At 56.4% G+C, this 22699-nt stretch carries 21 protein-coding genes and 3 pseudogenes; 11 read left to right on the top strand and 13 right to left on the bottom strand.

What is annotated here, in order from left to right; genetic code table 11:
- Nucleotides 1-284 precede the first annotated feature (284 nt).
- Nucleotides 285-938 carry a DUF294 nucleotidyltransferase-like domain-containing protein gene (locus VQ830_RS25165; protein WP_337270908.1) on the top strand — a complete coding sequence of 218 codons (654 nt, stop codon included), beginning with the start codon at nt 285-287 and terminating at the stop codon, nt 936-938.
- Nucleotides 931-1395, top strand: a complete 465-nt coding sequence (locus VQ830_RS28865; protein ID WP_438618674.1) for a hypothetical protein — start codon at nt 931-933, stop codon at nt 1393-1395. Before VQ830_RS25165 ends, VQ830_RS28865 begins: the two co-directional genes overlap by 8 nt.
- 403 nt (nt 1396-1798) lie before the next feature.
- On the opposite strand, the gene VQ830_RS25155 is transcribed toward VQ830_RS28865, so the two are convergent.
- The 3 genes from VQ830_RS25155 to VQ830_RS25145 form a co-directional block, all read right to left on the bottom strand.
- Entirely contained in the window at nt 1799-2101 is a 303-nt protein-coding gene (locus VQ830_RS25155) for a putative quinol monooxygenase (RefSeq protein WP_337270906.1), read from the bottom strand.
- Nucleotides 2102-2198: 97 nt separating this feature from the next.
- Nucleotides 2199-2993: an alpha/beta fold hydrolase gene (locus VQ830_RS25150; protein ID WP_337270905.1), complete on the bottom strand. Its 795-nt coding sequence runs from the start codon at nt 2991-2993 to the stop codon at nt 2199-2201.
- Nucleotides 2990-3352: a nuclear transport factor 2 family protein gene (locus tag VQ830_RS25145; protein ID WP_337270904.1), complete on the bottom strand. Its 363-nt coding sequence runs from the start codon at nt 3350-3352 to the stop codon at nt 2990-2992. The genes VQ830_RS25150 and VQ830_RS25145 overlap by 4 nt, the downstream gene beginning before the upstream one ends.
- Before the next feature lie 135 nt (nt 3353-3487).
- Here VQ830_RS25145 and VQ830_RS25140 point away from each other — a divergent pair, with 135 nt between their 5' ends.
- On the top strand, nt 3488-4252 hold the full coding sequence (locus tag VQ830_RS25140; RefSeq protein WP_337270903.1) for an MmyB family transcriptional regulator: 765 nt from the start codon (nt 3488-3490) through the stop codon (nt 4250-4252).
- A gap of 979 nt (nt 4253-5231) precedes the next feature.
- Here the strand turns inward: VQ830_RS25140 and VQ830_RS25135 are convergent.
- Nucleotides 5232-6134, bottom strand: coding sequence for a LysR family transcriptional regulator (locus VQ830_RS25135; RefSeq protein WP_337270902.1), 903 nt, complete (start codon nt 6132-6134; stop codon nt 5232-5234).
- Nucleotides 6135-6246: 112 nt separating this feature from the next.
- On the opposite strand from VQ830_RS25135, the gene VQ830_RS25130 reads away from it, so the two are divergent.
- From VQ830_RS25130 to VQ830_RS25105, 6 genes are all read left to right on the top strand, one after another.
- The gene (locus VQ830_RS25130; protein ID WP_337270901.1) at nt 6247-7203 is read left to right on the top strand and encodes an NmrA/HSCARG family protein; all 957 of its coding nucleotides are present in this window, start codon (nt 6247-6249) and stop codon (nt 7201-7203) included.
- 186 nt (nt 7204-7389) lie between these two features.
- Nucleotides 7390-7953 carry an isochorismatase family protein gene (locus tag VQ830_RS25125; RefSeq protein ID WP_337270900.1) on the top strand — a complete coding sequence of 188 codons (564 nt, stop codon included), beginning with the start codon at nt 7390-7392 and terminating at the stop codon, nt 7951-7953.
- The gene (locus VQ830_RS25120; protein ID WP_337270899.1) at nt 7950-8951 is read left to right on the top strand and encodes a GlxA family transcriptional regulator; all 1002 of its coding nucleotides are present in this window, start codon (nt 7950-7952) and stop codon (nt 8949-8951) included. Before VQ830_RS25125 ends, VQ830_RS25120 begins: the two co-directional genes overlap by 4 nt.
- An 805-nt stretch (nt 8952-9756) precedes the next feature.
- Entirely contained in the window at nt 9757-9993 is a 237-nt protein-coding gene (locus VQ830_RS25115) for a PAS domain-containing protein (RefSeq protein WP_337270898.1), read from the top strand.
- A complete protein-coding gene (locus VQ830_RS25110) occupies nt 9994-11907 on the top strand; it encodes a PAS domain-containing sensor histidine kinase (RefSeq protein ID WP_337270897.1) in 1914 nt (637 codons plus the stop codon). It begins immediately after the preceding gene.
- A 234-nt stretch (nt 11908-12141) separates the two neighbouring features.
- Nucleotides 12142-12507 (top strand): response regulator, encoded by a 366-nt coding sequence (locus VQ830_RS25105; RefSeq protein WP_337270896.1) that lies wholly within the window; start codon nt 12142-12144, stop codon nt 12505-12507.
- A gap of 139 nt (nt 12508-12646) precedes the next feature.
- Here VQ830_RS25105 and VQ830_RS25100 read toward each other — a convergent pair whose 3' ends face one another.
- Both VQ830_RS25100 and VQ830_RS25095 read right to left on the bottom strand, forming a co-directional pair.
- On the bottom strand, nt 12647-14218 hold the full coding sequence (locus tag VQ830_RS25100; RefSeq protein WP_337270895.1) for an amidohydrolase family protein: 1572 nt from the start codon (nt 14216-14218) through the stop codon (nt 12647-12649).
- A 354-nt stretch (nt 14219-14572) separates the two neighbouring features.
- Nucleotides 14573-14755, bottom strand: coding sequence for a hypothetical protein (locus tag VQ830_RS25095; RefSeq protein WP_337270894.1), 183 nt, complete (start codon nt 14753-14755; stop codon nt 14573-14575).
- Between the two features lie 170 nt (nt 14756-14925).
- Here VQ830_RS25095 and VQ830_RS25090 point away from each other — a divergent pair.
- Together VQ830_RS25090 and VQ830_RS25085 are read left to right on the top strand one after the other, a co-directional pair.
- Nucleotides 14926-15203, top strand: a pseudogene (locus VQ830_RS25090) (type II toxin-antitoxin system TacA family antitoxin).
- A complete protein-coding gene (locus VQ830_RS25085) occupies nt 15203-15685 on the top strand; it encodes a GNAT family N-acetyltransferase (protein WP_337270893.1) in 483 nt (160 codons plus the stop codon). Before VQ830_RS25090 ends, VQ830_RS25085 begins: the two are co-directional and overlap by 1 nt.
- A 924-nt stretch (nt 15686-16609) precedes the next feature.
- On the opposite strand, the gene VQ830_RS25080 is transcribed toward VQ830_RS25085, so the two are convergent.
- From VQ830_RS25080 to VQ830_RS25050, 7 genes and pseudogenes are all read right to left on the bottom strand, one after another.
- On the bottom strand, nt 16610-17044 hold the full coding sequence (locus VQ830_RS25080) for a type II toxin-antitoxin system VapC family toxin (protein WP_337270892.1): 435 nt from the start codon (nt 17042-17044) through the stop codon (nt 16610-16612).
- The gene (locus tag VQ830_RS25075) at nt 17044-17283 is read right to left on the bottom strand and encodes a type II toxin-antitoxin system VapB family antitoxin (RefSeq protein ID WP_337270891.1); all 240 of its coding nucleotides are present in this window, start codon (nt 17281-17283) and stop codon (nt 17044-17046) included. Before VQ830_RS25075 ends, VQ830_RS25080 begins: the two co-directional genes overlap by 1 nt.
- A gap of 110 nt (nt 17284-17393) precedes the next feature.
- Nucleotides 17394-17970: pseudogene (locus VQ830_RS25070) on the bottom strand (RcgR family putative quorum lactone hydrolase); the annotation flags it as partial.
- Nucleotide 17971: 1 nt separating this feature from the next.
- Nucleotides 17972-18286: pseudogene (locus tag VQ830_RS25065) on the bottom strand (transposase); the annotation flags it as partial.
- Between the two features lie 572 nt (nt 18287-18858).
- Nucleotides 18859-20037, bottom strand: a complete 1179-nt coding sequence (locus VQ830_RS25060) for a hypothetical protein (RefSeq protein WP_337270890.1) — start codon at nt 20035-20037, stop codon at nt 18859-18861.
- A gap of 16 nt (nt 20038-20053) precedes the next feature.
- Complete coding sequence (locus VQ830_RS25055; RefSeq protein ID WP_337270889.1) at nt 20054-21586, bottom strand: DUF4150 domain-containing protein; 1533 nt, start codon at nt 21584-21586, stop codon at nt 20054-20056.
- Nucleotides 21583-22692 (bottom strand): DUF2169 family type VI secretion system accessory protein, encoded by a 1110-nt coding sequence (locus VQ830_RS25050; RefSeq protein ID WP_337270888.1) that lies wholly within the window; start codon nt 22690-22692, stop codon nt 21583-21585. The genes VQ830_RS25055 and VQ830_RS25050 overlap by 4 nt, the downstream gene beginning before the upstream one ends.
- Nucleotides 22693-22699: the final 7 nt, after the last annotated feature.

The raw sequence follows: 22699 nt of genomic DNA, 5'->3' as shown, positions 1-22699 counted from the left end.
CCGCTTTTCGATAACGTGGGCGCAGCCGGGGAAATTTAGCGAGATTGGCTTGCTCTGGGGAGGTAGTACGCGCATCAGACTAAACTCGCGAACCTAGATAGCGACTGCCACCAAACTCGATGTAATCAATGGGCGAAAGCCGGGCAGCTTCACAGCGAGAGTATCCCCGCCCCCTCCAGATCGACAGTTGGCCTAATACTCAATATCTAGTATTAAAACTTAATATCGAGCTTTAAAACTAGATATCGAGTTTACGTCAAACTTCGCTCTCCTTGGAGAATCGTATGGCCAGATCATCAAGAGAAAGTGCACTCCGATATCCTCTGACTGCCATTCTAGGCGTCGACTCCAACTTGCGGGTGGTGCGGGCACTGTCGCTTCATGGAGGGATACTAGCTTCCAAGGAGATACTCCGGAAAACCCACCTGGCTCAGGAAAGCGTGAGAAGGGCATTGATCGATCTTGTCTCGATTGGGATCGTATCGTCGTCCGGATTGGGACGATCAAGCGTTTACCGCCTCAACGTCGACCACTACTTTGCTCCCGTGTTATCAGAGCTTTTCAAGGCAGAAAGTGATCGCTTCGCGGCGATCCTAGATGCGGTGCGTGCGTCCGCTAGAGCAATGCCAATCTTCAGTCTCTTCTACTACGGCAGCGTTGCGCGTGGGGAGGACAGTATGGATAGCGATTTGGATATCGGGATAATCGCGCAGACTGACGACCTCGCCGAGGTAACCGAGAGCGTGCGCGAGAATCTGAGAGACGTGGCAGAGCGGCTCGGCTTTCTCCCGAATGTGGTTGGCTTGGACTTTGCTGACATCAAAAGATTGGATAGAGACGCAGACCCTTGGTGGAAGAACGTCATCTCGGAGGCAATACTCCTTTCTGGAAAGCGTCCCGAGGAAGGCATTGGCATGGTAGGAGACGAAATTGGTTAGAACGGGATCGGCCAAGAAGAAGGATGAGGCTTTTGCAAACGGCAGACTTCTGATAGCCCGCGGATACCTCAAAGATGCGCGCGACACCAATGCTGTGGCAGACCCCGGCGATATCGGCAACCCGTCCAAGTCGACCGTCGTCAATTGCGCTATCGCCTATGCTGACGCTCTGACAGCCAAGTTTCGTGGCGAAATCAACCAGGATGACCATCAGGCGGTAACCAAGCTGCTGAAAGCGGCGTGGGCAAGCAGTTTCCTTCCAAGCAGGAATCCAATCTGCGGGCACTCCTCGAGCAGAAGGACGAGGTCCAGTATGGCTCAAGGGCAAAGACGCGGAGGGATGCCGAGAGAGCTTTGGAGCGACTCGAAGAATTCGTCGAATGGGCTGAAAAACAGTACACTCTCTAATACACTTTGCCCGTGTCGAACGACCTGCGCCGTCGGTTGGTCGGCGTGACGGAAGTTCTGGCAAATGCTTGGTGGCAGTTGCTACCTAATTGCGCAAACTCGTTGCCGGGCCCTCCAATCTACCGCTCATCCCCTCTTGCTCTCCATGGCTCGTAATGTGCGGCTCTACAGGTCTCCATCAGCGGAATCCGATCAACATCCCACGGCTCGAAAGTCGAATTTTTACGCAACACATGGTGTGCTAAGGCGGACCGTCATCCGCTCGCATCTTTTACTTGAGCTGTATTCCTTCGCCATCAAGCGCACGCTGTTTGGCGTCTTAATCAACTGGACTGCCGCTTAAAATCTTGAAGGCGCTATTTCATGAGCCGATAACGCTTACGCCGCCAGCCTGTGGTTTTGGTGAACATCACGGCAGCCATATCTCATGTCGTGCCGTCGCAGCGACAGGATCAATCAGATCGCACGACCGTCCAGATAGCAATGCGCCGGGGTTCGGCCAAGATGTCGTCCAAGCCGGCATGCCATGCCCGCCGATACGGTCGATTTAGCTGAACATTGAGGACATCATTTCGATCCGTCCACGTTTCGTGTAGCTGAAAGACGTTGGACCTTTCGGGATCGACGTGCAAGGTCGCCCAGACGAAGGTCGCCTCATGACGCATCGCGTCTAGTACCGGATCAAGCAGTGCGTGAAAACGATCCACACGATCAGGTTTGATATGGAATGTGATAACGTAGGTTTCCGCGATCACGTGATAGCCTCTCTGTCCAGAAAGACCCGCGCACCACACACCGCTGCAGCGACATGCAGTCGATCAACGATGATGATGCGGCTAGATGCAAACGCAATCATCGCATCACCCGCTGCACGATATCGTTGGCGAGCCTGGAAGCGTCAGTCACCATTACACCATGTGCGACGCCGTCGTAGACAACGAGTTCTGCGCCAGGGATCGTCGCAGCATAGACGCGGGCGGTTCTTTCTAGAGGCGCGGAGATGTCGCGGTCGCCGTGGATGATGGTGACAGGTAGGGTGAGGGCCGCAGCTTCAGCGGATAGATCGCTCAGGGCGATCGTGCGCTGGAATTCAACGATGGCACGGCGAGAGCAATCCAATACCATTGCAGCCATCCACTCGTTGACACGCCACGGTGTGCCCGGTGCAAAGGGTTCGATGTTGGCATCGATCCATCCTGAAAGGTCACAGGACAATTGAGCGCAAAGGCCATCTATCATGTCTGGTGTGATACCATTTACACCAATGACGCGCGGACCCGTTGCGCCCACGAGAATGAGCCGTTCGATCCGCTTTGGTCCGTAACGCGAAAGGTAGCGGATTGCCTCTCCGCCAGCGCCGGAATGGGCAACAAGCGTGACGCCCGTCAGGTCGAGCGTTTCCAGGACAGCTGCGAGGTCATCTGCCAGCGCATCATAGGTATAGCCTGGCCGATCGGTTGATCGTCCGTGACCATTGCGATCGTAGGCGATCGCCCGAATACCTGCGGCATTAAGGTGGAGCATCGTCTCACCCCAAATCCGACCGTCCAACCCCCAGCCGGCCATCAGGACGACGGGCAGTCCATCACCCCAGCCGCGAACGTAGAGCGTATGGCCGTTGCCACGCGAAATGAAGGCCGTGTTCATGCGACCTCCTTGTCTAGAAAACCGATCACTTCGGCAATGCGCTCATCAGATGCGAGCCGGACGATGTCGGTGCCGCCTGCGATCGGCAAACCGTTGTTCGGCGAGAGCGTCCAGGAAAAACGCACAAAGGGACCATGTCCATCGGGCATTCCGCGCATCTTGAAGACGTGGCCAGGGAACTGCGCACGAGCAGTGGTGATCATAGCGGCGATGCCGTGATAGCCGTTACCTGTCATCAGCGGGTCGACGTAGCGGGCGTCAGGCGTCCAGTCGTCCCGAAGACGACGATCGCGTATCGACGGGTCCGGTTCGTTCCACAGCGCGAGATAGTCGCGTGCTACTCGGTCAGGATTGGCCATCTGTCATCTCCAGTTATTGATAGGTTGATGATGCCCGAGCGGGTTAGGCAAGGCGATTACCCTGCAGGTAATGGTGTCTTCGCGGTGGTGTGATAGGTTAGGGACATGGCAAGACAAGGCACCCGAGCTGGAGACATGTTACGCGATTGGCGAACGCGACGCGGATTGAGCCAGCTTCATCTCGCCGGTGAGGCGGAGGTCTCGACCCGCCATCTGAGTTTCGTTGAGACTGGACGGTCAGCACCCAGCCGCGAGTTGTTGCTGCGTCTCGCCGAACCGCTTGCCATCCCGCTCAGGGAGCAGAACCGGCTGTTGCTTGCGGCGGGTTATGCGCCCGTTTACGGCGAGCGCGCGCTTGACACTCCCGATATGGCGGTCGCGCTAGCTGCCGTGGAGGCAGTCTTGCATGCTCATGCTCCGTTTCCAGCTCTGGCCGTGGACCGTCACTGGAATCTGGTGCGGGCGAACGATCCGTTGACTGCAATGCTTGCTGGTGTCGATCCGGTACTCTTGACAACCCCCGTCAATGTGCTGCGCGCAACGCTCCATCCAAAGGGACTGGCGCCAAGGATCGCAAATCTGGCCGAATGGCGGCACCACCTGTTGACGCGGCTGCGCTTAGACATGGCGGGTTCGGCAGACGATGAGCTCGAAGTACTCTATGCCGAGCTCAGCAGCTTTCCCTGTCCAGCCAGTCGTAGCCCGCCATGCTCTGTCGCCCGCATCGCAGTACCGCTGTCTATTCACAGTGAGGCGCATGGCAGGGTTCTGTCGTTCCTGTCAACGACAACCATTTTCGGTACCGCGACCGACGTGAGCCTAGCAGAACTGGCGTTGGAATGCTTCTATCCGGCCGATGAGGAAACACGGCAGGCTTTGGTAACCGGCCCACGTGCATGAACCCTCGGCCAAGGTCCTACTCGAACGATATTGCGTGCCTCTCCGGCCACCGAATGGTGGGACCCAATAACAGCATGGAGCCCGCGTCGACTGCAAAGCTGGCTCCAAGAAGCTCATTGGATTGGTCCACAGGAGAAGGTTCGCGAGACCGGGATTCACATTTTCTCACCCATCCAGCGCGAAAGCGAAGCACATTAAAAGGCTGCGTCCAAGCTCAAATGGCGCTGTGTTTATCGGGCTGCCGAAGTGCCGGGGAGCACTGCGGCAGCGGGCCATTTCTGGGGGCGGCCCGCCGGACAGCATCGCCAGGAACGTCGCACCCGAGCCGTAACCGGCGACACTTTTTGCCTCATTTTCTTAAAACTTAAAATGGTGAAAATGATAACTGCGCGAATTCCGCTGATCGACCACTAGTGGCCCAAGGCCGTTGCCGCGCGAATAGTTGTCAGATCAAGATTAGCGCGAACTCACACGTCGCCAGAATTACCAAGCGCTGTCCGTCCTTCAGCGCTCGTTGATGTACATGGAATTTTTCGATTGAAATCTCTTGAGCGCAAAGATTTGGCAACGAGCATGGATCTCGACCATCACGTTCTCGTCCAAATGTGCGACCTCGCGGTAATCTTGTTCCCACCGATATCGATCGCATTTTCAGCGCGGATCAACTGAACGTTACCCTTCGAACCCAGCAGCAAAGCTTTTTTCCTTGGCCATGTCCAGGATCAGCAACCGCACCACTGACGAGCTGGATCTTGTCGGTCACGGACAAGCCGGACCATCTCCAGGGGAAAGCTGCCGAGATCGACCGGTTAGCCCAGGCCACTTAATCGCGTGTCCTGTGATCATTATTGTCGATGGCGGATGGATGCGGCTGCAGAGGTCGCTCGCGTCAAGCAGTTGGATCAATGAGACGCCACCGATCCACCTTACCGGCTTGTGCCCGCACTCGTAGCGCCATACTAGGCCTCGTCAGCGCCTACTACGTAGCGACCATGAGATCGTGGATCTGCTCGCGTATCCACTGCTGGCCGTGATGCGCGTGCGTCCGTTCATGCCATATAAGCTCCACTTGGAACCGTTCCTGAAGCCACGGAATGTCTGCCCATGCGACCTCAGCTAGACGGTTCCGCATCAGGCGTCGCGGCACCAAAGCGACAAGGTCGCTCCTTGTTACGATGCCCGGAACAACGAGGAAAGAGGCGGCAGACGCGACAACGTTGCGCGAGTAACCGTTTCTCTCGAGAGCGGCATCAACCGGCGTGGAAAATCCGCCGCCTGACGGCGAAACGACGACTTGATCAAGTCGGGCAAACCCAGATTGGGTCGCTCCTTCCGTTATTCGCGGATGGCCGAGACGGCCGATCAGAATATAGCTCTCCTCGAAGAGGTGTCGGGTACGCAGGTGAGCTTGATTGGAATCCGGCGTGGCAATGGCTAGGTCGATATCGCCATCGGATAGTTGCCGCACTAATTTCGCCGGCGTAAAGCGGTGCACCGCAACCCGGATATTAGGCGCCTTTTCACGCAGCGATATCATCAGAGGCGCCACCACCACAGCTTCGACGTAGTCCGTGCAGGCTATCGAAATGGTTAGTTCTGCCGTCGCGGGCGAAAAGCTGTCATGGCCCTGTAGTGTGCCGCGGAGCTGATCCAGCGAAGCTCGTAACGGTTCAATGAGCTCAAGGGCCTTAGCGGTCGGCACCATGCCACGGTGCCCTGGCACAAGTAGCGAATCCTTGAACAGGTCGCGAAGACGGTTCAGTTGGGCGCTGAGTGCAGGCTGACTCATATGCAGCCGGGCAGCTGCCCTGGTGACGTTGCGCTCGACAAGCAGAGCTTCAAGACTAACGAGGAGGTTGAGATCGACGCGTTTCATATCCATCTGGTGGATACTAACTCATAAATCAATCGATTTCACACATGGCTGATTAATTGCAATTTTCATCTCCAGGGAGCGCCGTGCTGCGCTGCTCCAGGAAATGATGGAGATACACATGTCGATTGATCAAAAGCCTACCATTGTCGTCGCAGGCAGCCTGAGCAAGCAGGGCCGGAGCGTCGTAAAGTCCTTATTGGGGAGTGGACGATATCACGTGCGTGCGCTGACAAGAAGTCCAGACTCACCTGCGGCTCTGAAGCTGGCAGAGCAGGGCGCTGGACTCATTGCAGTGCCGCTTGCGATCGACCACAAGAGCGATTTTGTGAAAGCGTTTCGGGGAGCTCAGGGCGCCTTCCTAATGACCCCAGTTGTCGCCCCGCCGGAAACCTACGAGTTCGATATCGGCAGGGATCTCGCGAATGCCGCTGTTGAGGCGGGTGTTGATCACATCGTCTTCAGCACGCTGGAAAACGTCGATGAAATCACCGGAGGTGCGAAGTTCGCGCCGCATTTCACGGACAAGGCGCGCGTCGCGGCATATATCCAGGGTCTTCCTGTTCGCAGCTCATTCGTCCAGCTCGCGTTCTTCTACACCAACCTTCTCGAATATTATACGCCGCGTAAGGAAGGCGACACGCTCGTCTTTCCCGTTTATCTGCCGGAGAATTTCCGAGCACCCTTCGTCGATCCGCTGACGGCGACAGGGCCGGCCGTGCTGGAAATCTTCGACCACTCCGAAACCTACGCCGGGCAAACGCTTCCGATAATCGGCGACGTCCTATCACCCGCCGAGATGATCTCGACCTTCAAGCGCGTCACGGGCCGGAAAGCTGCGTATGCATCTGCCTACTCCCCCGATGAGTTCGTTCGTCATTTTCCGCAGTTCGGTGAAAATCAAGAACTTGTTCGAGAAAACATCGGCATGGCGGAATACGCGGTCGAATACGGATATTTCCGTAAGGACCGGGATCTCTCGTGGAGCAGGCGGATCAATCCCTCCAGTCTCACTTGGGAGCAATTCCTGATCAAGACCGGTTGGGTCGGCGAAAAAAGGGCGTTCAACCTTACTTAGCAGGCCGCTTTAAACTGCGATTGCCATGTCGGAATGGGAGTTTGACAAGCGCCTGGGTAAAAAGTCAGAGCTTAGGCAACCGAGAGCATTTGGCGTGATATGTCCGGTATATGTCCGCATACGATCTTACATGATATGTATCGGGCGCTAGAATATCTTCATATTCACCATTGGAGATAACAGAAAATGTCCGCCGAGACCGCACTTCTTGTCATCGATGCTCAGGAATCGTTCCGTCATCGCCCTTATTTTCGCGACGCGGAGGTGGCGCTTTATATTGAACGTCAGCAGGCGCTAATCGACGGCGCGAAGGCTGGCGGCATTTCTATCGTTCAGATTTTCCATGTCGAGGATGCCGGAGCGTTTTCCGAAGCCTCCGGTCTCGTTCGTCCGCTAGCGCCGCTGCGCATCGAGCCGGATGCTGTCTTCCGCAAGCGCCGACACAGCGCCCTGGTCGGCAGCGGGCTGGATGTTTGGCTGACAGAGAAAGGTATTCGTCGTATCATCGTCTCCGGCATCCGCACCGAACAATGCTGCGAGACGACAACTCGGCATGCTTCCGATCTTGGTTACGAGGTCGATTACGTCAGCGAGGCGACGCTTACATTTCCCATGACCGACGTGTCGGGCCGCGAATGGAGTGCCGCGGCAATTCGTGCGAGGACGGAACTTGTACTGGCGGGCCGTTTCGCCCGCATCGCGACCGTTGAAGAAGCGCTCACCAAGGTGCCTGAGAGAGCAGCGGAATGAAGGAAAGCGCGCAGCAGAAGCTGATCCCGGTTTTCGTGATAGTGCCGCCGCGCGCTCTTCTCTTGGATATTGCCGGGCCGATGGAGGTTCTGAGAACAGCGAATATGAAGCAGGCGACGGTTCGATTTTCCGTCACCTATATCGGTCCATCCTCCGATGTTCTCAGCTCGATCGGGCTTGGCCTGACGGCTATGAACCCGCTGCCTGCGAGCCTTCCAGATGGTGCCCTTGTCGTTGTGTCCGGGGCGGTTGACGAGCCGTTGGATGCGGGCACCGATATGCGAGCCACGGACGCCGTACTAGAAGCCAAAATCGTTGATTGGTTGAGGCGAACCATGCGGTCCGGTATCCGCCTTGCGACGATCTGCTCCGGCGCGTTGCTCGCCGCGCGTGCCGGCCTGCTCGAAGGCTATGAATGCACAACGCATCACAGCCTGATCCCCGATCTGACACGTCTTGCACCGACGGCGCGAGTGAGAGAGAACAGGCTTTACGTGGAGGACGGAGAACGGTTGACGAGTGCCGGTGTCACGGCGGGTATCGATTTGATGCTAGCGGTCATTGCGCGCGATGTAAGCCACGTAACTGCATTATCCGTTGCCCGCAATCTTGTCATATACTTACGCCGGGCTGGCGCCGATCCTCAGCTTTCGCCCTGGCTCGAAGGACGCAACCATATCCATCCAGCCATTCACCGGGTCCAAGATGCGGTTGGTTCGGATCCATCGCGTGACTGGTCGTTGGAGACGCTTGCGCAGATCGCTGGAGCCAGTTCCCGCAATTTGTCGAGACTCTTCAACGAGCATGCCGGCATGAGCGTGATCGACTATGTCAACCGTATGCGCATTGCGCTAGCTAAAGAGCTTGTGGTCGGATCGAGGCTCGATATGGATAGTATTGCCGAACGGGCAGGGTTTTCATCGGCGAGGCAGTTCCGGCGAGTTTGGGGCAGGTTACATGACGCATCGCCCGCGCATATACGGGCCCGAAAGGCTTGACCCAGCTGTTATAGTCGCTCGACGTTTGCTAGACCGGGCGATGCCCGTATTGCTCCATAGCCTGTGGGGGCGACATGCCACGGTTGTCAGCCTCGGTGAGATAACTAGACCGGCGGCGGCTGAAATCCGCTCAGCCTTCGATCCCGCCATCTGGAACGGCTGTTTGGAGGATGGCCCTGATCGATTGCGCATCCGGTGGCCGGCGCAGGACGGTGCCTGATCGCCTGATGCTGCGGAACACGCTTCCCTTGTCTATCCTTGCCGACTTAGCCAAACAGTTAGTGCCTCGATAGATCGGCCAAACACGACGGGGCGGAGGCCGGCGCGCCGTCCTGCACGCGCTGATAGAGATGGCGCGGGCGCCAGCTTAGCCATACGTTCATTGGTGGGGCAAAGGACAGATCAATATCAAATGAATGCGATCTCAATGGCAAGAGGCGCTGCAAAGCGACTCCTGCACCTCGAAAATCGCAAACCAACCTCGGACGGCTATGGGGCTGTTCTTTCCATTGGGAGGGTAAAGCACGGACTTTGGAGTTCGGCTTCTCGCGCAGTGGGGTATGTTATTAGCACAAGCATGAGATGGGAAGCGCTGTCGCGGATCAGGGTCACCAAACTTGCTCTTGCCATTGTCCACTAACGACCTGTTAGGTCCGACGGGCAAACGCCTCAGAAGCACGAACATTCGACGCCCTTACGCGTTCGGACATGCCCGCTGCCGCCCGCCGACGAAAGTCGCCATCTGAGCTAGTTGTGCGTTAACCCAAAAACCGGGCATGCTGCGATCGTGTAGGAAACTGTTGTCATGGCCAACGAACCGATTTCAAGCGACGAATTAGAGCGGCGTCTGAAGATAGCCGAACAAATAGCGTCTGCCGTCGAGGCTGTCCTGCGCGAGAGCGACACTCGAAACCGTCTACTAATCGAAACTTGGGCGCAGGCGGTCTGGGAGACTGACGCCAGCGGCGTGGTTGTCGGCGACAGCCCGAGCTGGCGAGCCTATACCGGCCAAACGCTCGAAGAATGGCTTGGCTATGGCTGAATGAACGCGATCCACTCTGACGACCGCGCCTATGCCGAGCGACAATGGCGAGAGGCGATGGCGACACGCAGGCAAGTCAACGCCGAGTTTCGCCTTCGCGCCCCGGACGGTGGGTGGCGCTGGACTAACGTTCTTGCCGCGCCGCTGCTCAATGAACGGGGCGACATCGCGAAATGGGTCGGCCTGAATATCGACATCGACATGCGCAGGCGTGCCGAGGAAGCGCTGCGTGCCAGTGAAGACAAGTATCGCACCTTGTTCGAGGGCATCGACGAAGGATTTTGCGTACTGGAAATTCTCTACGGTGCGGACGGCGCGCCGCGGGATTGCCTTTATGTCCAAGTCAATCCAGCCTTCCTCAGGCAGACTGGACAACGCGATCCTACCGGTAAGCTCGGTAGCGAGTATGCACCGGCTTCGGCTCCGACGTGGCTCGCTACCTACGATGCCGTCGTTCGTTCTGGTGATCCGGTCCGGTTCGAGCAATATCATCCAGACAGTGATCGGTGGTACTCAGTCTACGCGTGCGTCATCGGAGAGCGCGGCAGCCGCCTGGTTGCCAGCGTGTTCGCCGACATCACTGAGCGCAAGCGAGCCGAGATTCTGGCACGCCAACGCGGGGAGCGGCAGGCCTTTCTTCTACGGCTCAGCGACACGCTTCGCGCGCTCGCGGACGAGCGTGAAATCGAGCGCACCGCGCTTGGCCTAATTGCTAGCCATATCGGCGCAGATCGAGTTTACATCACCGGACTGGACTATGGGCGCGGCGAGAGCCATGTCACGGCCGAATATCGCCGCGAGGACCTTGCGCCGATGGTGGGCAACTATCGTCACGTAGACTTCTCCGAGGGCATCCGACACATCACTGGCAGCACCCTGGTTGTCCAGTATATCGAAGACGGAACGCTGTCCGATGCGGTACGGCAGTCGCTTAAAACAGTCCATGTTCGCGCTCTGATTTGCCTCGGACTAGGCGCGGGCGAGAAGGATATGTTTTGGGCTTTGACGGCCGCCACGGCCACGACCCGAGCGTGGACCGACAACGAAATCCAATTAATCGAGGAAGCCACGGAACGCACGTGGACGGCGATCGAGCGCGCTCGGTCCGAAACTGCTCTGCGCGACAGCGAAGCGCGTTTCCAGCAGTTCGCCAAGGCATCCGCGGCCGGCATGTGGATACGCGACGCCGAGACACTGGCGATGGAGTATGTTAGCCCGGCTATTGCACGTATCTACGGGGTCGAGCCCAACGCATTCCTCGGTGACATGACGCGTTGGGCAGCGCTGATCCTGCCGGAGGATCGTGAGGTCGCGCTCAGGCGTATTGGAGAGGCGCGCCATGGAGAAGCGGTGGTACACGAATTTCGAATTCAGCGGCACGATAACGGGACATTCAGATGGATCAGGAATACTGATTTCCCACTCTTTGATACTCAAGGCCGGGTGGAGCGCATTGGCGGTCTCGCCGAGGACGTGACCGAGGCCAAGCTGCTGACTGAGCACCAGGGCGTGTTGCTGGCCGAGCTGCAGCACCGGGTACGGAACATCATGGCCATGATCCGATCGACGGTAGTCAGGTCCGCCGACGGTGCGGTTGACGTCGAAGATTACAGGACATCGCTCGCTGGTCGCTTGCTTGCTCTGGCTCGCGTGCAGACGCTGTTGACCCGCCAGGACAATGCAGGCGGATCGCTGCGCAGCATTCTTGAAAGCGAGATTAGTGCACAAGCGCATTCGGAGAGTCAGTACGAACTGACCGGCCCCGACATCATGCTGTCGCCCAAAGCGGTCGAAGTCCTGACGCTCGCCTTTCATGAACTTTCCACGAATGCCCTGAAGTATGGAGCGTTGTCGGTCAGCGGTGGAAAAATCTTCGTGCGCTGGAAGCTCTTCGAAAAGAGGGAAAAGGCATAGCTCGCCATCGACTGGGTCGAGGAGGGTGCTCCGCCGAGACCGCCGCCGACCCGTCACGGCTTTGGGTCGGAGCTGATCGAAACGAAAATCCCTTACGAGCTTCGTGGAATAGGGAAAACGACGATTGCCATGGAAGGAGCTCGCTGCCATATCGAGTTTCCGCTCCGCGAAGCCGAGAGCATTCTCGAGACAGACGCGCCGATGCCAACGAAGATTTACGAAGGAAGGCTGGACATGACCGGAGCAACGGACCTCAGCGGTAAAACAGTTTTGGTGATCGAAGACGACTATTACGTCGCGTCTGACACGGCAGCGGCACTGCGCAGTGCGGGAGCGATGGTACTTGGCCCCTGTGCTACAGAGGAAGACGCAGTGCGTCTGCTTCAGGACGAGACTCCAAGCGCGGTCGTTCTCGATCTCAATCTGGGCGCAGGCGGCCCAAAATTCGATATCGCGCGCAGGCTCACTCGTCGTGGCATCCCGTTCCTGTTTCTGACAGGCTACGATCCAGAAGTGATACCGGAGGAACTGACTGAGGTGCAAAGGCTTCAGAAGCCGATTGCGTTGCGCGATGTTGTCGAGGCTGTAGGCATCCTGTGAACGAAATGCCGCCTTTGATGTCCGATTTGGAGCGTACTCCGGCCCTTGGAAGAGCCATCCAGCCTGCTCGGTCTCAGGCGATGTAACGAGCGCCACCTTGCTCTGCGTATTGTTGAAACGTTCTTCCTCTAGTCTTTCTTCAGTCTTTCTTCGCCATCGCGTTGTAGTGATATGGACGATATTCGCCTGTTGCCGTGAATGTGCGGTGATATGCTTCAAGATGAGGAATCAGGCCATATATCGCATCCCAGGCTCGCCGCTCTTCTTGCGTTTCAGCTCGTTGCAATCGTTCGGCCAGTTCTGCAAGCACCGCGTCGCGGTCGATGGTGATAACCTTTCCGTCATCAACGACCAGACGACCTCCAACGAACACCTGAGTGACGGCATGCCGACCGCCGCGATGCAGGACACTGTCAGCCACCGGTGTCCGAGGATTTACATGCGGTCGTCCAATTTTGCGGCGATCCATGAGCACAATATCGGCTTGAAAACCTGGTTCGAGCCTGCCGGTGAAGCCGCCAAAGCCGATGGTTCTGGCGCCATGCTCCGTCGCCATCTGCAGCACGGAACCAGAATCAGGACGGTCATTCCACATGCCTGTCTCGCGGTGCAGTGCCCAGACGAGCTTCATTTCCAGCGTCATATCGCGATCGTCAGCTATATTCGACTGGTCTATTCCGAGCGCAACTGGAATGCGGCGGCGGCGCATCTCGTTGACAGGGGCGATGCCGCTACCGAGCCGCAGGCCGGATGATGCGTTATGGCATATGCTGCAGCCGCACTCGGCGACGATGTCGAGGTCCTCTCGATTCATCCAGTTGCCGTGGCCGAGCGTGACGTTTGGACCCAGGCACTCAAGCGCCTTCAAATGCTGAACGGCGCTGTGCCCGAAATTTTTGTGAGCGAAGCGGGATTGCCGCTCGGTTTCTAGAAGATGCATATGGACCTGAGAACTGGTTTCGCGCGCGGTCTCGAAAATCGTCTGCAGGCATTCGTCCGTGCACCAGTGCAGATTGGCGGGGGCGAGATTGATCCGGACATGATCCGGTCTAGTCTCAAACCAGCTTTCTTTGAGCGCATGGTGAAATGCCATCATATCTGCAAGAGGGATGTTGGATGCGTCTAGTCTGGGCGCGATCCACCCTCGGACGGAATCCGGCAGGGCGGCTAGGACCTTTGCGTCCTCGTCGTAGGTCAGAAGGTTGCGGTCGCGGATCATAAAGGAAAAGCCGGCGCGCATCCCTATCTCTCTGTATGCGCCAAGCGTAGCGTTTGCCGTCGCCATCCAGTCCTCCGGTGCGCCGGTGAGACCGCTATTGATATGCTGCACCATCGTCGTTCCGCTTTCCAGCATCTCGATCGCGGAATAGAGCGTGTCCAACCGGACATCGATCTGGCGCATCGCCCGAAATTGCGGCAGCCATAACTCCAGAGGAGCAAAGGGTACGCCCTGCATCAACGGCGTAATCCCGAAGTGGTGATGGCTGTTGACCAATCCAGGCATAGCGATCATGTCGGGAGATCCGAAGCGAGGAAGATGATCGTTGTCTTGGGCAAAGGCAGCAAGAGGCGCGATCTGCTCGATCACGCCGCTCACGACACGTATTGCTGCATTGTGACATATGGACATGGTGCCGTCGGGTAGCACGCCGCACAGGACGGTTCCCGCTTCAATAATGCAGTCGCCCGACAGCGGCTCTTCCAGGCTCATTTCGTGTGGTCTCCAATAGTTCCTGAGGAGCGCGCGTGCTATGTTTTACTGCCGTGCCAGTCAGAATACTTCATTATCGGTTTCAGACCAGGAACGCCATCAACTAAGGGCCAGTTGAGCTTCCTCGGGTCACAAAGAAGTTACGCCAGTAGGGCCCAAGGTATTCGCGCGCTTTAGTCTGAACACACTGAGCATCCATCAGCGAACTTGGTCCTGGAAATGTAAATCTACTAGCGGTGCAGCAGGCCTAAGGAACAACAGAGGCTCTGCATCATAAGAGAATCTGGCATTCTGGTCGGCGGGACGCGCCGGGCTATATGGTGCCCGACTGTAACCGCTGTTGGGGACATTCCGCTATGGGGGCAGACCGGCAGCTTCACCATCGAAGCGCAAAGCATGAATGTGCGGATCGAGACTGGTGGGATATTCGGCATCGGATCGCAGTAAAGACCTCGGATGAATTCCAGCGCCGATGCGGTCGACTTTGACAAGCAGTACCTCTCCGAAACCGGCTATCGCAGCTTCCTTGGGCTGCACGCCGGGTTGGTCCCCGGGCTGACGCTGGATGCGTTCGCCACGGAAATGATCGACGCCTATCCCCGAAAGGGGGTAAAGGGCCGAGTCATGCCATCGACGCGCAATACCGTAGGAAGGAGATACACATTGTGCACGGGTTGGTGCTACATCGATTTGAAAGGAAGAATATCATGGTCAACAAAAACGCCAGCGATACCCATAAGCGGCCCGTCAATCTTAAGGTTCTTGAGGACGTTCGCGGCCTGTTCGACCGTGCCGCCAAAGTCCACGGGAAAACCCGCTCGGATTTTATGATCGACTGCCGCGCGTCGGGCCGCCGAAGACGCGCTTGTCGACCGTGCAGGTCGATTCGGACAGCTATGAATATTATCTCGCCGTCCTCGACCAGCCACCAAGCGGCGAGGGCTTCGAACGATTGATGAACGCTCCAAAGCCCTGGCAGCCGTAATGTTATCGGCACCGGTGCTTCTGGGTGAAGCGCACGATCTACACTTATTCAACAGCGGGCACGACAGTCTTGATGAATGGCCGCGCCGCCGCGCGCGGGCCAATCAGGTCAGCGGCGCCTCGCGACCCTATGTCGTTTGTAAAGGCGAGCGCGTTGTCGGTTATTATTGCCTATCATCGGGAGCCCTCGCATTCTCAAAAGCCCCAGGAACGATCCGGCGCAATATGCCCGATCCCGTTCCGATGGCGGTGCTTGGTCGACTGGCGATAGATCGCAGCTGGCAGGGAAAAGGCATCGGCCCCGCGGTCCTGCAAGACGCCGTGCTCCGCACCGGACAGGCGGCCCACATCATGGGTATTCGCGGCCTTCTGGTTCACGCGATCTCTGAGGAGGTCAAGGCCTTCTATGAACATTTTGAATTTTCAGCGTCACCGGCAAATCCGATGACCTTGGTGCTATCGTTGAAAGCTCTAAACACTTAAAGCGATTGAGGAAAATTGCGTCAGTACCAGAACGGCCCTTTCGAAATGCAAAGATCGACCGTTCAAAACCAGGGCGGTCTTTTCTGTCTCACGCCCGATTATCGCATCGAAGCGCCCCGAAACGAGACTTTCACAATTCAGTCGAAACCTACGGCGGTTACCACCTCTCGCGGTCACTTGTCTGTGTCGGAGATGCGGACGAAAACTTGCACCACTAGGAGATAGTTCATGTATTCGTACGAAGACCGCATGAGGGCTGTGCAGCTCTATATCAATCTTGGCAAACGGGCGAATGCCGCGATCGGTCAGTTGGGCTACTCTTTGTGATGATCGAGATATTGCTTCGCGCGGCTGCGGATTGACCAACAATCCCTGACAAACTAGCGCCCGAAGGTGATTGCCATCTCTGATGATCTTGGACGAAATAGTGCTTGCAGGATGCATAAGGGAAAATTGGTGGCCCTGGCCTGCTGCAGACCAAAAAGCCTTCAGGCATTGAACTGATATCTTGATCCGGAAGGAATACAATCTTCTCCGGAAGCCGTTTCCCGAACGACGAAGTTTGGCTCTGATCGGTACTTCCTCACGATCGTGTCAGGCTTTCCCGAAACCCAGGGCGATCCATCATAAAGCCTATCCATAACTCGGCTATGTTCTGTTCGCGCGTGTCGTGGACCAAAATTTGAAGATGATCGTCCCAACCCGGTTTGGTAGGTTGCCATGGCCCCATTCAGGCAGGGAAGCCTCAACTTAGAGACTGCCTTTGGAGGCGCTTGCGCGGTAGCCGGATGGGAAGGCATAGTTTATTCCACCGACCTCTGCCGTGACTTCTGCTCTCGGGAACCCATGGCCGCTGCAAGAGCGGCGGCAGCGAAAGCCCCGCTGATATCAGTGCGCTCTATGCGGTCCGGAACCGCTCAGACCTTACCAACCGATATCGGTCAGGGCGAAGTCGTTGCCCTTATAGGCAACCTTGGTTCTGTAGGCTCTGGCACATGCGTAGGAGAAGCAGTCTCCCATGTTGAGCTTTGCCGGATGATTTACGATCTTTCCGAAGTCCTGCGCCGCGTCGAGCGCTTTTGTGCCGACATCGCCGCTGATCATGATCTCTTTGGCCTCCAGATCAGAAATGAACTGGTCAACCAACCGGCGAGCATCCGCGAGCATTTCAGGTGACGCCGGCTTGTCCCGGCCACTTGCCTCTGCCTTGCGCCGCGTCAGCGAAAGCGAGGCCTCCATGCGGACGACAGAAGACACATAGAAAGGCCCTGGGTCCTGTCCAAGGCGGTCTAGCAGTGCGTCACGGTCCTCTTCCTCGGCAAGGATTGCCACGATCACGGATGCGTCGACGAACAGCATCAGTCCTCGCCCCACATTTCGTCGGTTTCGCGTTTATGGTCGCCCGATGCAAATGGTCCGGCAGCGCGGGCCATCTGCAGAGACTTTGCAAGCCGTTCGCGGATGGACAAGCTGCCCTTACGGTTGGCGATCTCGTGTTTCAAGGCCGTTTTCACGGCATCAACCTTGGATGTCTTTGTGAGAGTGATAAGCTCTTCTGTAAGCTTATCCACTTCCGGATCCTTGATATAAAGCGGCATGGGCATATCCTTTAGAGGATATAGTCATATCCAATTATTCATATCCTCACAAGTTCCGCTGACAAGTTTAGCTATGAAGTCCGAGACCGCTTGAAGAACCTCCTGAGCCTCTAGCCCGCCATCAGAATGTAGGGCGGCATACTGAGCGAGTAATGCCCGCAGTTGAGGTCTAGAACCCTCGGATTAGTTCCGGCGTCGGCCAGCTTCTGGATGAGGCGCTGCGACAGCTCGGGCAAAACAACCGTGTCCCTCCTTCAGGTTCAGGAGCCCAAGCTTTGCGCAGATCGGCAAGGCTGAGCGCAGGCTCAAGGCTCTTGCGGCCGGCTCATGTGCCGCGACCAAGCCCGCAACCCACGAACCGAGGCTCATGCCGAGGACCGATATGTCTCGGTAGCCTTCAGACTTCAGCCACTCAACTAGCTTTCGCCCATGCCATACTGCCTGCTTGATAGACTGGATGGTTCGACAGAGGCCGGCGCTGAGCATGTAATCAGCATAAAGCGAGCCGCGACGGCTCCGCGCCATGTGATAGGGCATGGCAATCTCGACTACTGCAATTCCGCTCTGCGACAAACATTTCGCGATTTGCCGATTGCGACCGGTGGCGTTCCAATGATGGAAAATCACCAAAGCCTTATCGCGTGAGCCGCTTTCCGTGATCTTTGCCCATACGACGTTATTTTCCTCCGAGCAAGCGGATGAGGCTTAGGCAACTGTCTTTGTTGGGAAAGATACGTAGCACGATCTTCCTGCGTTTGATCTCCTCGTTGAAATGCTCGAGCATGTTCGTTGACCTCATGTGTTTGTGGTGCTGGCGAGACAGCCTGTAAAAGGTGAACGTCTCCTCGATGGTCTCCTCCGCCCAGCTGGCGAGTTTGGGATATCGCGGTGACCATTTCCTCAGCCAAGCAGCGAGATCGCTCTTGGCCTCTGACAATTCCCGGCGATCATAGATCCACCGCAGTTCCTGGAGGCAATTGTCGTCTGCTTTGCGCGGCAGGTGTCATCGAGGCTGAGAAGCTGTGGCCGCATAGCTCTTGCCAATCGCTTTCGGCCGATGCTCAGAAACTGGTGGATCAACGATCACCGTCGCGAAGTCTAGCGGGTCCTCAGGTGCTGGCAGGATCAGTTTGCCCTGCCGCGCCATCGTCCGCCAAGTGTTAAGGCTCTTGGCTCGCAACCCCTATCTCTGGGTAACTTCCTTGACCGTCGCGCCAGGCCTCAAGCTTTCCGAAACGATCTTCGCCTTGATCTCATCAGGCCAATCTCGGTGAATCTCACGTCGAGGCTCTCTGGTTGTGAGAAACTCTGATGAGGTCTCCATAGAGAAACTCCCGTTCTTTATCCACTGAAACCTCGATCACAAATCAGGCGGAAAACGACAATGTGGGAGTGGAACAGCGGTTACGGTTAAGGTGAGTTCTCCGAGCCTGTTCTGTCGTCGTCTTCTACTGCGCTATTCAACACGGAGTAGGCTCCGCTTCATTGTTGCAGCCGCTTTAGCTTTCGCCTTTGATGCTCGGCTGCTTTATGGACTGAGCAACCGAACAGTGGCCCACGCGGATTTTCCCAGCCTTATTTACGAGGAGGGTTACCTTTGAACGGCCGCTCGCTCAGTTCCTTTGGAATATCGTACTGCCCCCAGGTGGCCCCATCCGTCCAGAAATATCGAAGCTGATAATCGAAGAGATATGCTTTGCCTCCCTCGATCTGCAGGTTGCTGGTTTGAACGAGATAAGGAGGGCTGTTAACCTTGATCTTGGGAACGAACGGCGACAGCATGTGACCGTCGAACTGGGACACGCCGTCATGGGTGGTGACGATCATTCTGTCACCGAGAAATTCGCCGAAGCTGATCCGTGTGTTCCTGTCCCCAGCAAAGGAGATGTCGCTGAAGCCCGTCGCGGCGCTTCCCTTCATAATCAGTCCCTTGTCGCCCAGGACGTAGTAAAATCCTTGCTTGTCCCTGCAGACGTTTGAAAGACTGGCCGAATCTTGTTTCACCTCGGCGATACGATCAGGAAGATCATGCTTCTTCCAGTTTCCAGGCTTACCCGTATACAATTTGGTAAGGACTGGGTACGTTTCATATTCCTCATCGAGCTTCTTCTGGAGGGATTCCTTTTCATCATCGGACATATCGTCTCTGTATAAGGGGTGACCAGGATAAAGATTGAAAGACGCCATGCTCGGCGTCACCTTGACCTCAAGAAAGAGATTATCTTCCTGGTCAACACCGATGATTCTATATTCAGGTGGACTGTATGGATCCGGAACATCGATTTTTGGAGCCACATCCTGCCACGTTTTGTCATGGCCTAGCTTAAGCCATCCCTGTGTTCCCGCCACCAGAAACTGGTCACCCATTGGCGTGATCGTAAAAAACAGGATATCGGGATTATCTTCCGACTCTGCCTTTGTCCCGGGTATGATAAAATGCTCGGTTATTTCCGGATGAAAGATATAAATATCGCCACTGATGCTGAGAGCGACGTAAGAAGGTTCATCGTCCGGCGATCTGTTGGCGTCCGGCATGACTTCGATACCCGTCAACTCACGGCGGACATCGCTTCTGCTGAACGTCCGATCAACGGTATCGCGCTTCAGGATGATGGTATACGGATCATCCCAACGAGGCCCGCCGACAAGCATCGCGAAGTGACGTTCGTTCGCCATGACCGCATTGTAAAGGGAAGGTTCCCACGGTCCGTAAAGTTCTTCAAAATCTTCTTCGTCTTCGAAGTCCTTACTCATGATCCAGCCTCACTGATTAATAGTATCCTCTTTCGAGGACCTGTTTCGTCTCTCCGCTCGGTAGCGGGGCATTCTTAATTCGCCCAGGCGCTTGCGTTCCAGTTTTATGCTTGACCTGTTCCTCCGCCAGCGAGTTAGCAAGTGCGGCACATGCCTTATCATTAGCCGCGTTCAGGAGCGCGGTTTGGGATACCTTGAGAATGCGACCTACTGGGGCGGTTGCAGGATATTGTGGGTTCGCTACAGTCGGCAAAAGTTTCCGAAGCCAGACGTGAACACCGTTTGTTCCTTCCTTATTGCTATGTTCGTCTTCTGTGAGACAAATCGAAATCCCTTCTCCTTCGGTTGGTGCCTTAGGAATACGGTCTGTCGTAACCTTTCCTTTGCGGTCTCCCAACCGATAGGTCATGTCTTGTACGACATGGTGCGCGTAGCCGTTTCTCGCGCTGCAAGCATCCCTTATGGCGTCGTAAGGACCAACGAGGCACTTCTTGTCGTCTTTGTCCTTCTTTGAACGAACGTTATCCGGGTTCGGCGCAGGAGTGGGCGTCTTTATTGGTTCTTCTTGCGGTTGTTTCACTTCCTGTGTTGGTTTACGCCGCCGATTTTCCCGAAACCATTCTAGAACCTTGTCTTGATCGTCTCCTTCAGCGATCCTTCTTCTTGCCTCCCTGAAGACCCAATCTTCGTGGGGGTTTTGCGGCACCTCGTCGTTCCAAGGCATTGCAGTGTCGGTAGGGGTGAGGAAAAGAATAGCTGCCCCAATCCAAGGACCCCACTTCATCGCCCTTGCGAGAGCGCCGCCAGTCCTCACTGCTTCCCCGGCTTCTACCGCAGCCTCTCCGATCTGAACGCCTGGCCTGATGGGTACAACATTATTGGGTGGCGCGGGAGCAGGAGCCGGTGCCGGTGCCGGTCTGAATGGAGCCGGTGCCGGATTCGTCGGTTGAGGCACCTGCTGCGGAGCTAAAAATGCGTACTGAGCACCCGGTATCAGGCGCTCAGGCGCAGCATCGCTCACGACGCGCCCTTCGTCCGATTTCCCTACCCATCTCAATGATCCGGGAACCGGATCGTCTTCTTTCGGTGCGGGAACGGTCTTTGTACTCTTCACATAGATGGCCTCGCCTGGCGCATTCCTGTCATTCATCCAGAAACGGTCGAGATGGCGAATTGAGTAGGACTTTTCCGCCCGGACACTTTTCGAATGACCAACGGGTTCGCAAACGCCCTCAACAGTACCTGATTTTATACCCTTCCGAACACCAGGGCTGTCTCCGTGCACATGGCTTGTGCGAGACCTTAGAACCATTGCTTTCTTTTTGTTAAGCCTTACAGACTTGGTGTACCCAATGTCATGTCCGCAATAGTCGACGATCGGATAAGGCACCGCCACAACCGAGGACCCGCAGGGCGTCAAGCAGATGTCGGGCGAGAGTGAGACGATCTTCGCCTCGTCTATGTCGCGAAGACCCTCGCGAGGTTGCGACGTGGTCCACGGTGCTGGATATTCCGGGTCGCGGAGTCTGGGTTCTGTCGGTATGCTCATGCGGTTTCCCCCACAAGGTTATCGGCAGGTCTGCTTTTCACTGAGACCCTGGTCAACGTCAGTTCCGCGCCGACGGCTTCTGGCAGCGGGAACCGGGCTCGCCACGTCATGACGATACGATTGTCATTTCTCCAGTCGAAGTGAATGCCGTCCAAGCGCAGCACAGTCCATTCGTCTCTTTCCCCAATCTGGCAGCGGACGCCGAAGGTGAGGTCAGGCAGTCTTCCCCGCGCAACCGCGTTTACCTGATCGAGATTTGTGAGTTCATACGCCTCGTCTCCCTTGAGGAAGGAAGGGCACGCCAGATCGGGATGAGCGCACATCCAGAACCTGGCGTCGAAATCTTCCGGTAAAAGTGGATGGCGCTTTTCAACATAATCGCCGTCGTACGTACCCGCATATTGATGCCGGGTGATCCACCATGGTGACATTGGTCCGAACGCTTCAGGCTGCGGTCGATCCTTCCAATCCAATTTATATCCTGGCTTTGTGATCTGCGGGGCTGGCACAGGCTGTGTGTCATGCGGCATTTCCAGCGAGACGATGCCGCATCCAAGTGGATTACGACGATCAACGTCGATGGGAATGCCCGCCTGTTCATCAGCCGTCCCGGGTATTTCGCCACCGAAAGCCTTTGACCAGCATATCGGAACCGACAACACCTCGGCGGGCTCTGAAAGTTTCCAGTCGGCGATGACCCGCAGCGGCTCCTTGGCTTTGAAACCTGCCCACTTTTCTTTGACGACAGGGTGCCAAAATCTCTCTCCGCAGACTCCAACCTCTTTTGAGAGGTCGCCAACCTTGATCGACGCAACCCAAGATTTGCTTGGCTGTCCTCCGGGTGCCCAGGATGTCCCGAGGTAGGTGACATCCGTCCCGGGCTTTTCAGGTGTCAGGTCGGATTGCTTCAGGAGAGGCGTCTTGTGCGGGTCGCCTCCATAAACGTCCTCATAATGAAACGGCTCTTGTTCAGATGCGATATCCGGAACTTCGTCCTGGCGGTGCAAGAATGTCGCTCGCATGGATACCACACAATCGAGGTCGCCGTTCATATCGAATTGACGAAACGCGAGAGCTGGAAATGGCAGGCGATTGTCGAGTTTCACCTGACGA

The organism is Oryzifoliimicrobium ureilyticum (genome assembly GCF_037199735.1).
In the GTDB taxonomy this organism is placed as follows: Bacteria; Pseudomonadota; Alphaproteobacteria; order Rhizobiales; family Rhizobiaceae; genus Rhizobium; species Rhizobium ureilyticus.
The sequence above is the reverse complement of the archived record's forward strand: the minus strand, read 5'-3'. Positions and strand labels throughout refer to the sequence as shown.

Coding starts and splice junctions, on each gene's coding strand:
- VQ830_RS25165 (WP_337270908.1), top strand. CDS start 285: ATGGCCAGATCATCAAGAGAAAGTGCACTCCGATATCCTCTGACTGCC.
- VQ830_RS25150 (WP_337270905.1), bottom strand. CDS start 2,993: ATGAACACGGCCTTCATTTCGCGTGGCAACGGCCATACGCTCTACGTT.
- VQ830_RS25145 (WP_337270904.1), bottom strand. CDS start 3,352: ATGGCCAATCCTGACCGAGTAGCACGCGACTATCTCGCGCTGTGGAAC.
- VQ830_RS25140 (WP_337270903.1), top strand. CDS start 3,488: ATGTTACGCGATTGGCGAACGCGACGCGGATTGAGCCAGCTTCATCTC.
- VQ830_RS25135 (WP_337270902.1), bottom strand. CDS start 6,134: ATGGATATGAAACGCGTCGATCTCAACCTCCTCGTTAGTCTTGAAGCT.
- VQ830_RS25130 (WP_337270901.1), top strand. CDS start 6,247: ATGTCGATTGATCAAAAGCCTACCATTGTCGTCGCAGGCAGCCTGAGC.
- VQ830_RS25125 (WP_337270900.1), top strand. CDS start 7,390: ATGTCCGCCGAGACCGCACTTCTTGTCATCGATGCTCAGGAATCGTTC.
- VQ830_RS25120 (WP_337270899.1), top strand. CDS start 7,950: ATGAAGGAAAGCGCGCAGCAGAAGCTGATCCCGGTTTTCGTGATAGTG.
- VQ830_RS25115 (WP_337270898.1), top strand. CDS start 9,757: ATGGCCAACGAACCGATTTCAAGCGACGAATTAGAGCGGCGTCTGAAG.
- VQ830_RS25110 (WP_337270897.1), top strand. CDS start 9,994: ATGAACGCGATCCACTCTGACGACCGCGCCTATGCCGAGCGACAATGG.
- VQ830_RS25105 (WP_337270896.1), top strand. CDS start 12,142: ATGACCGGAGCAACGGACCTCAGCGGTAAAACAGTTTTGGTGATCGAA.
- VQ830_RS25100 (WP_337270895.1), bottom strand. CDS start 14,218: ATGAGCCTGGAAGAGCCGCTGTCGGGCGACTGCATTATTGAAGCGGGA.
- VQ830_RS25085 (WP_337270893.1), top strand. CDS start 15,203: ATGTTATCGGCACCGGTGCTTCTGGGTGAAGCGCACGATCTACACTTA.
- VQ830_RS25080 (WP_337270892.1), bottom strand. CDS start 17,044: ATGCTGTTCGTCGACGCATCCGTGATCGTGGCAATCCTTGCCGAGGAA.
- VQ830_RS25075 (WP_337270891.1), bottom strand. CDS start 17,283: ATGCCGCTTTATATCAAGGATCCGGAAGTGGATAAGCTTACAGAAGAG.
- VQ830_RS25060 (WP_337270890.1), bottom strand. CDS start 20,037: ATGAGTAAGGACTTCGAAGACGAAGAAGATTTTGAAGAACTTTACGGA.
- VQ830_RS25055 (WP_337270889.1), bottom strand. CDS start 21,586: ATGAGCATACCGACAGAACCCAGACTCCGCGACCCGGAATATCCAGCA.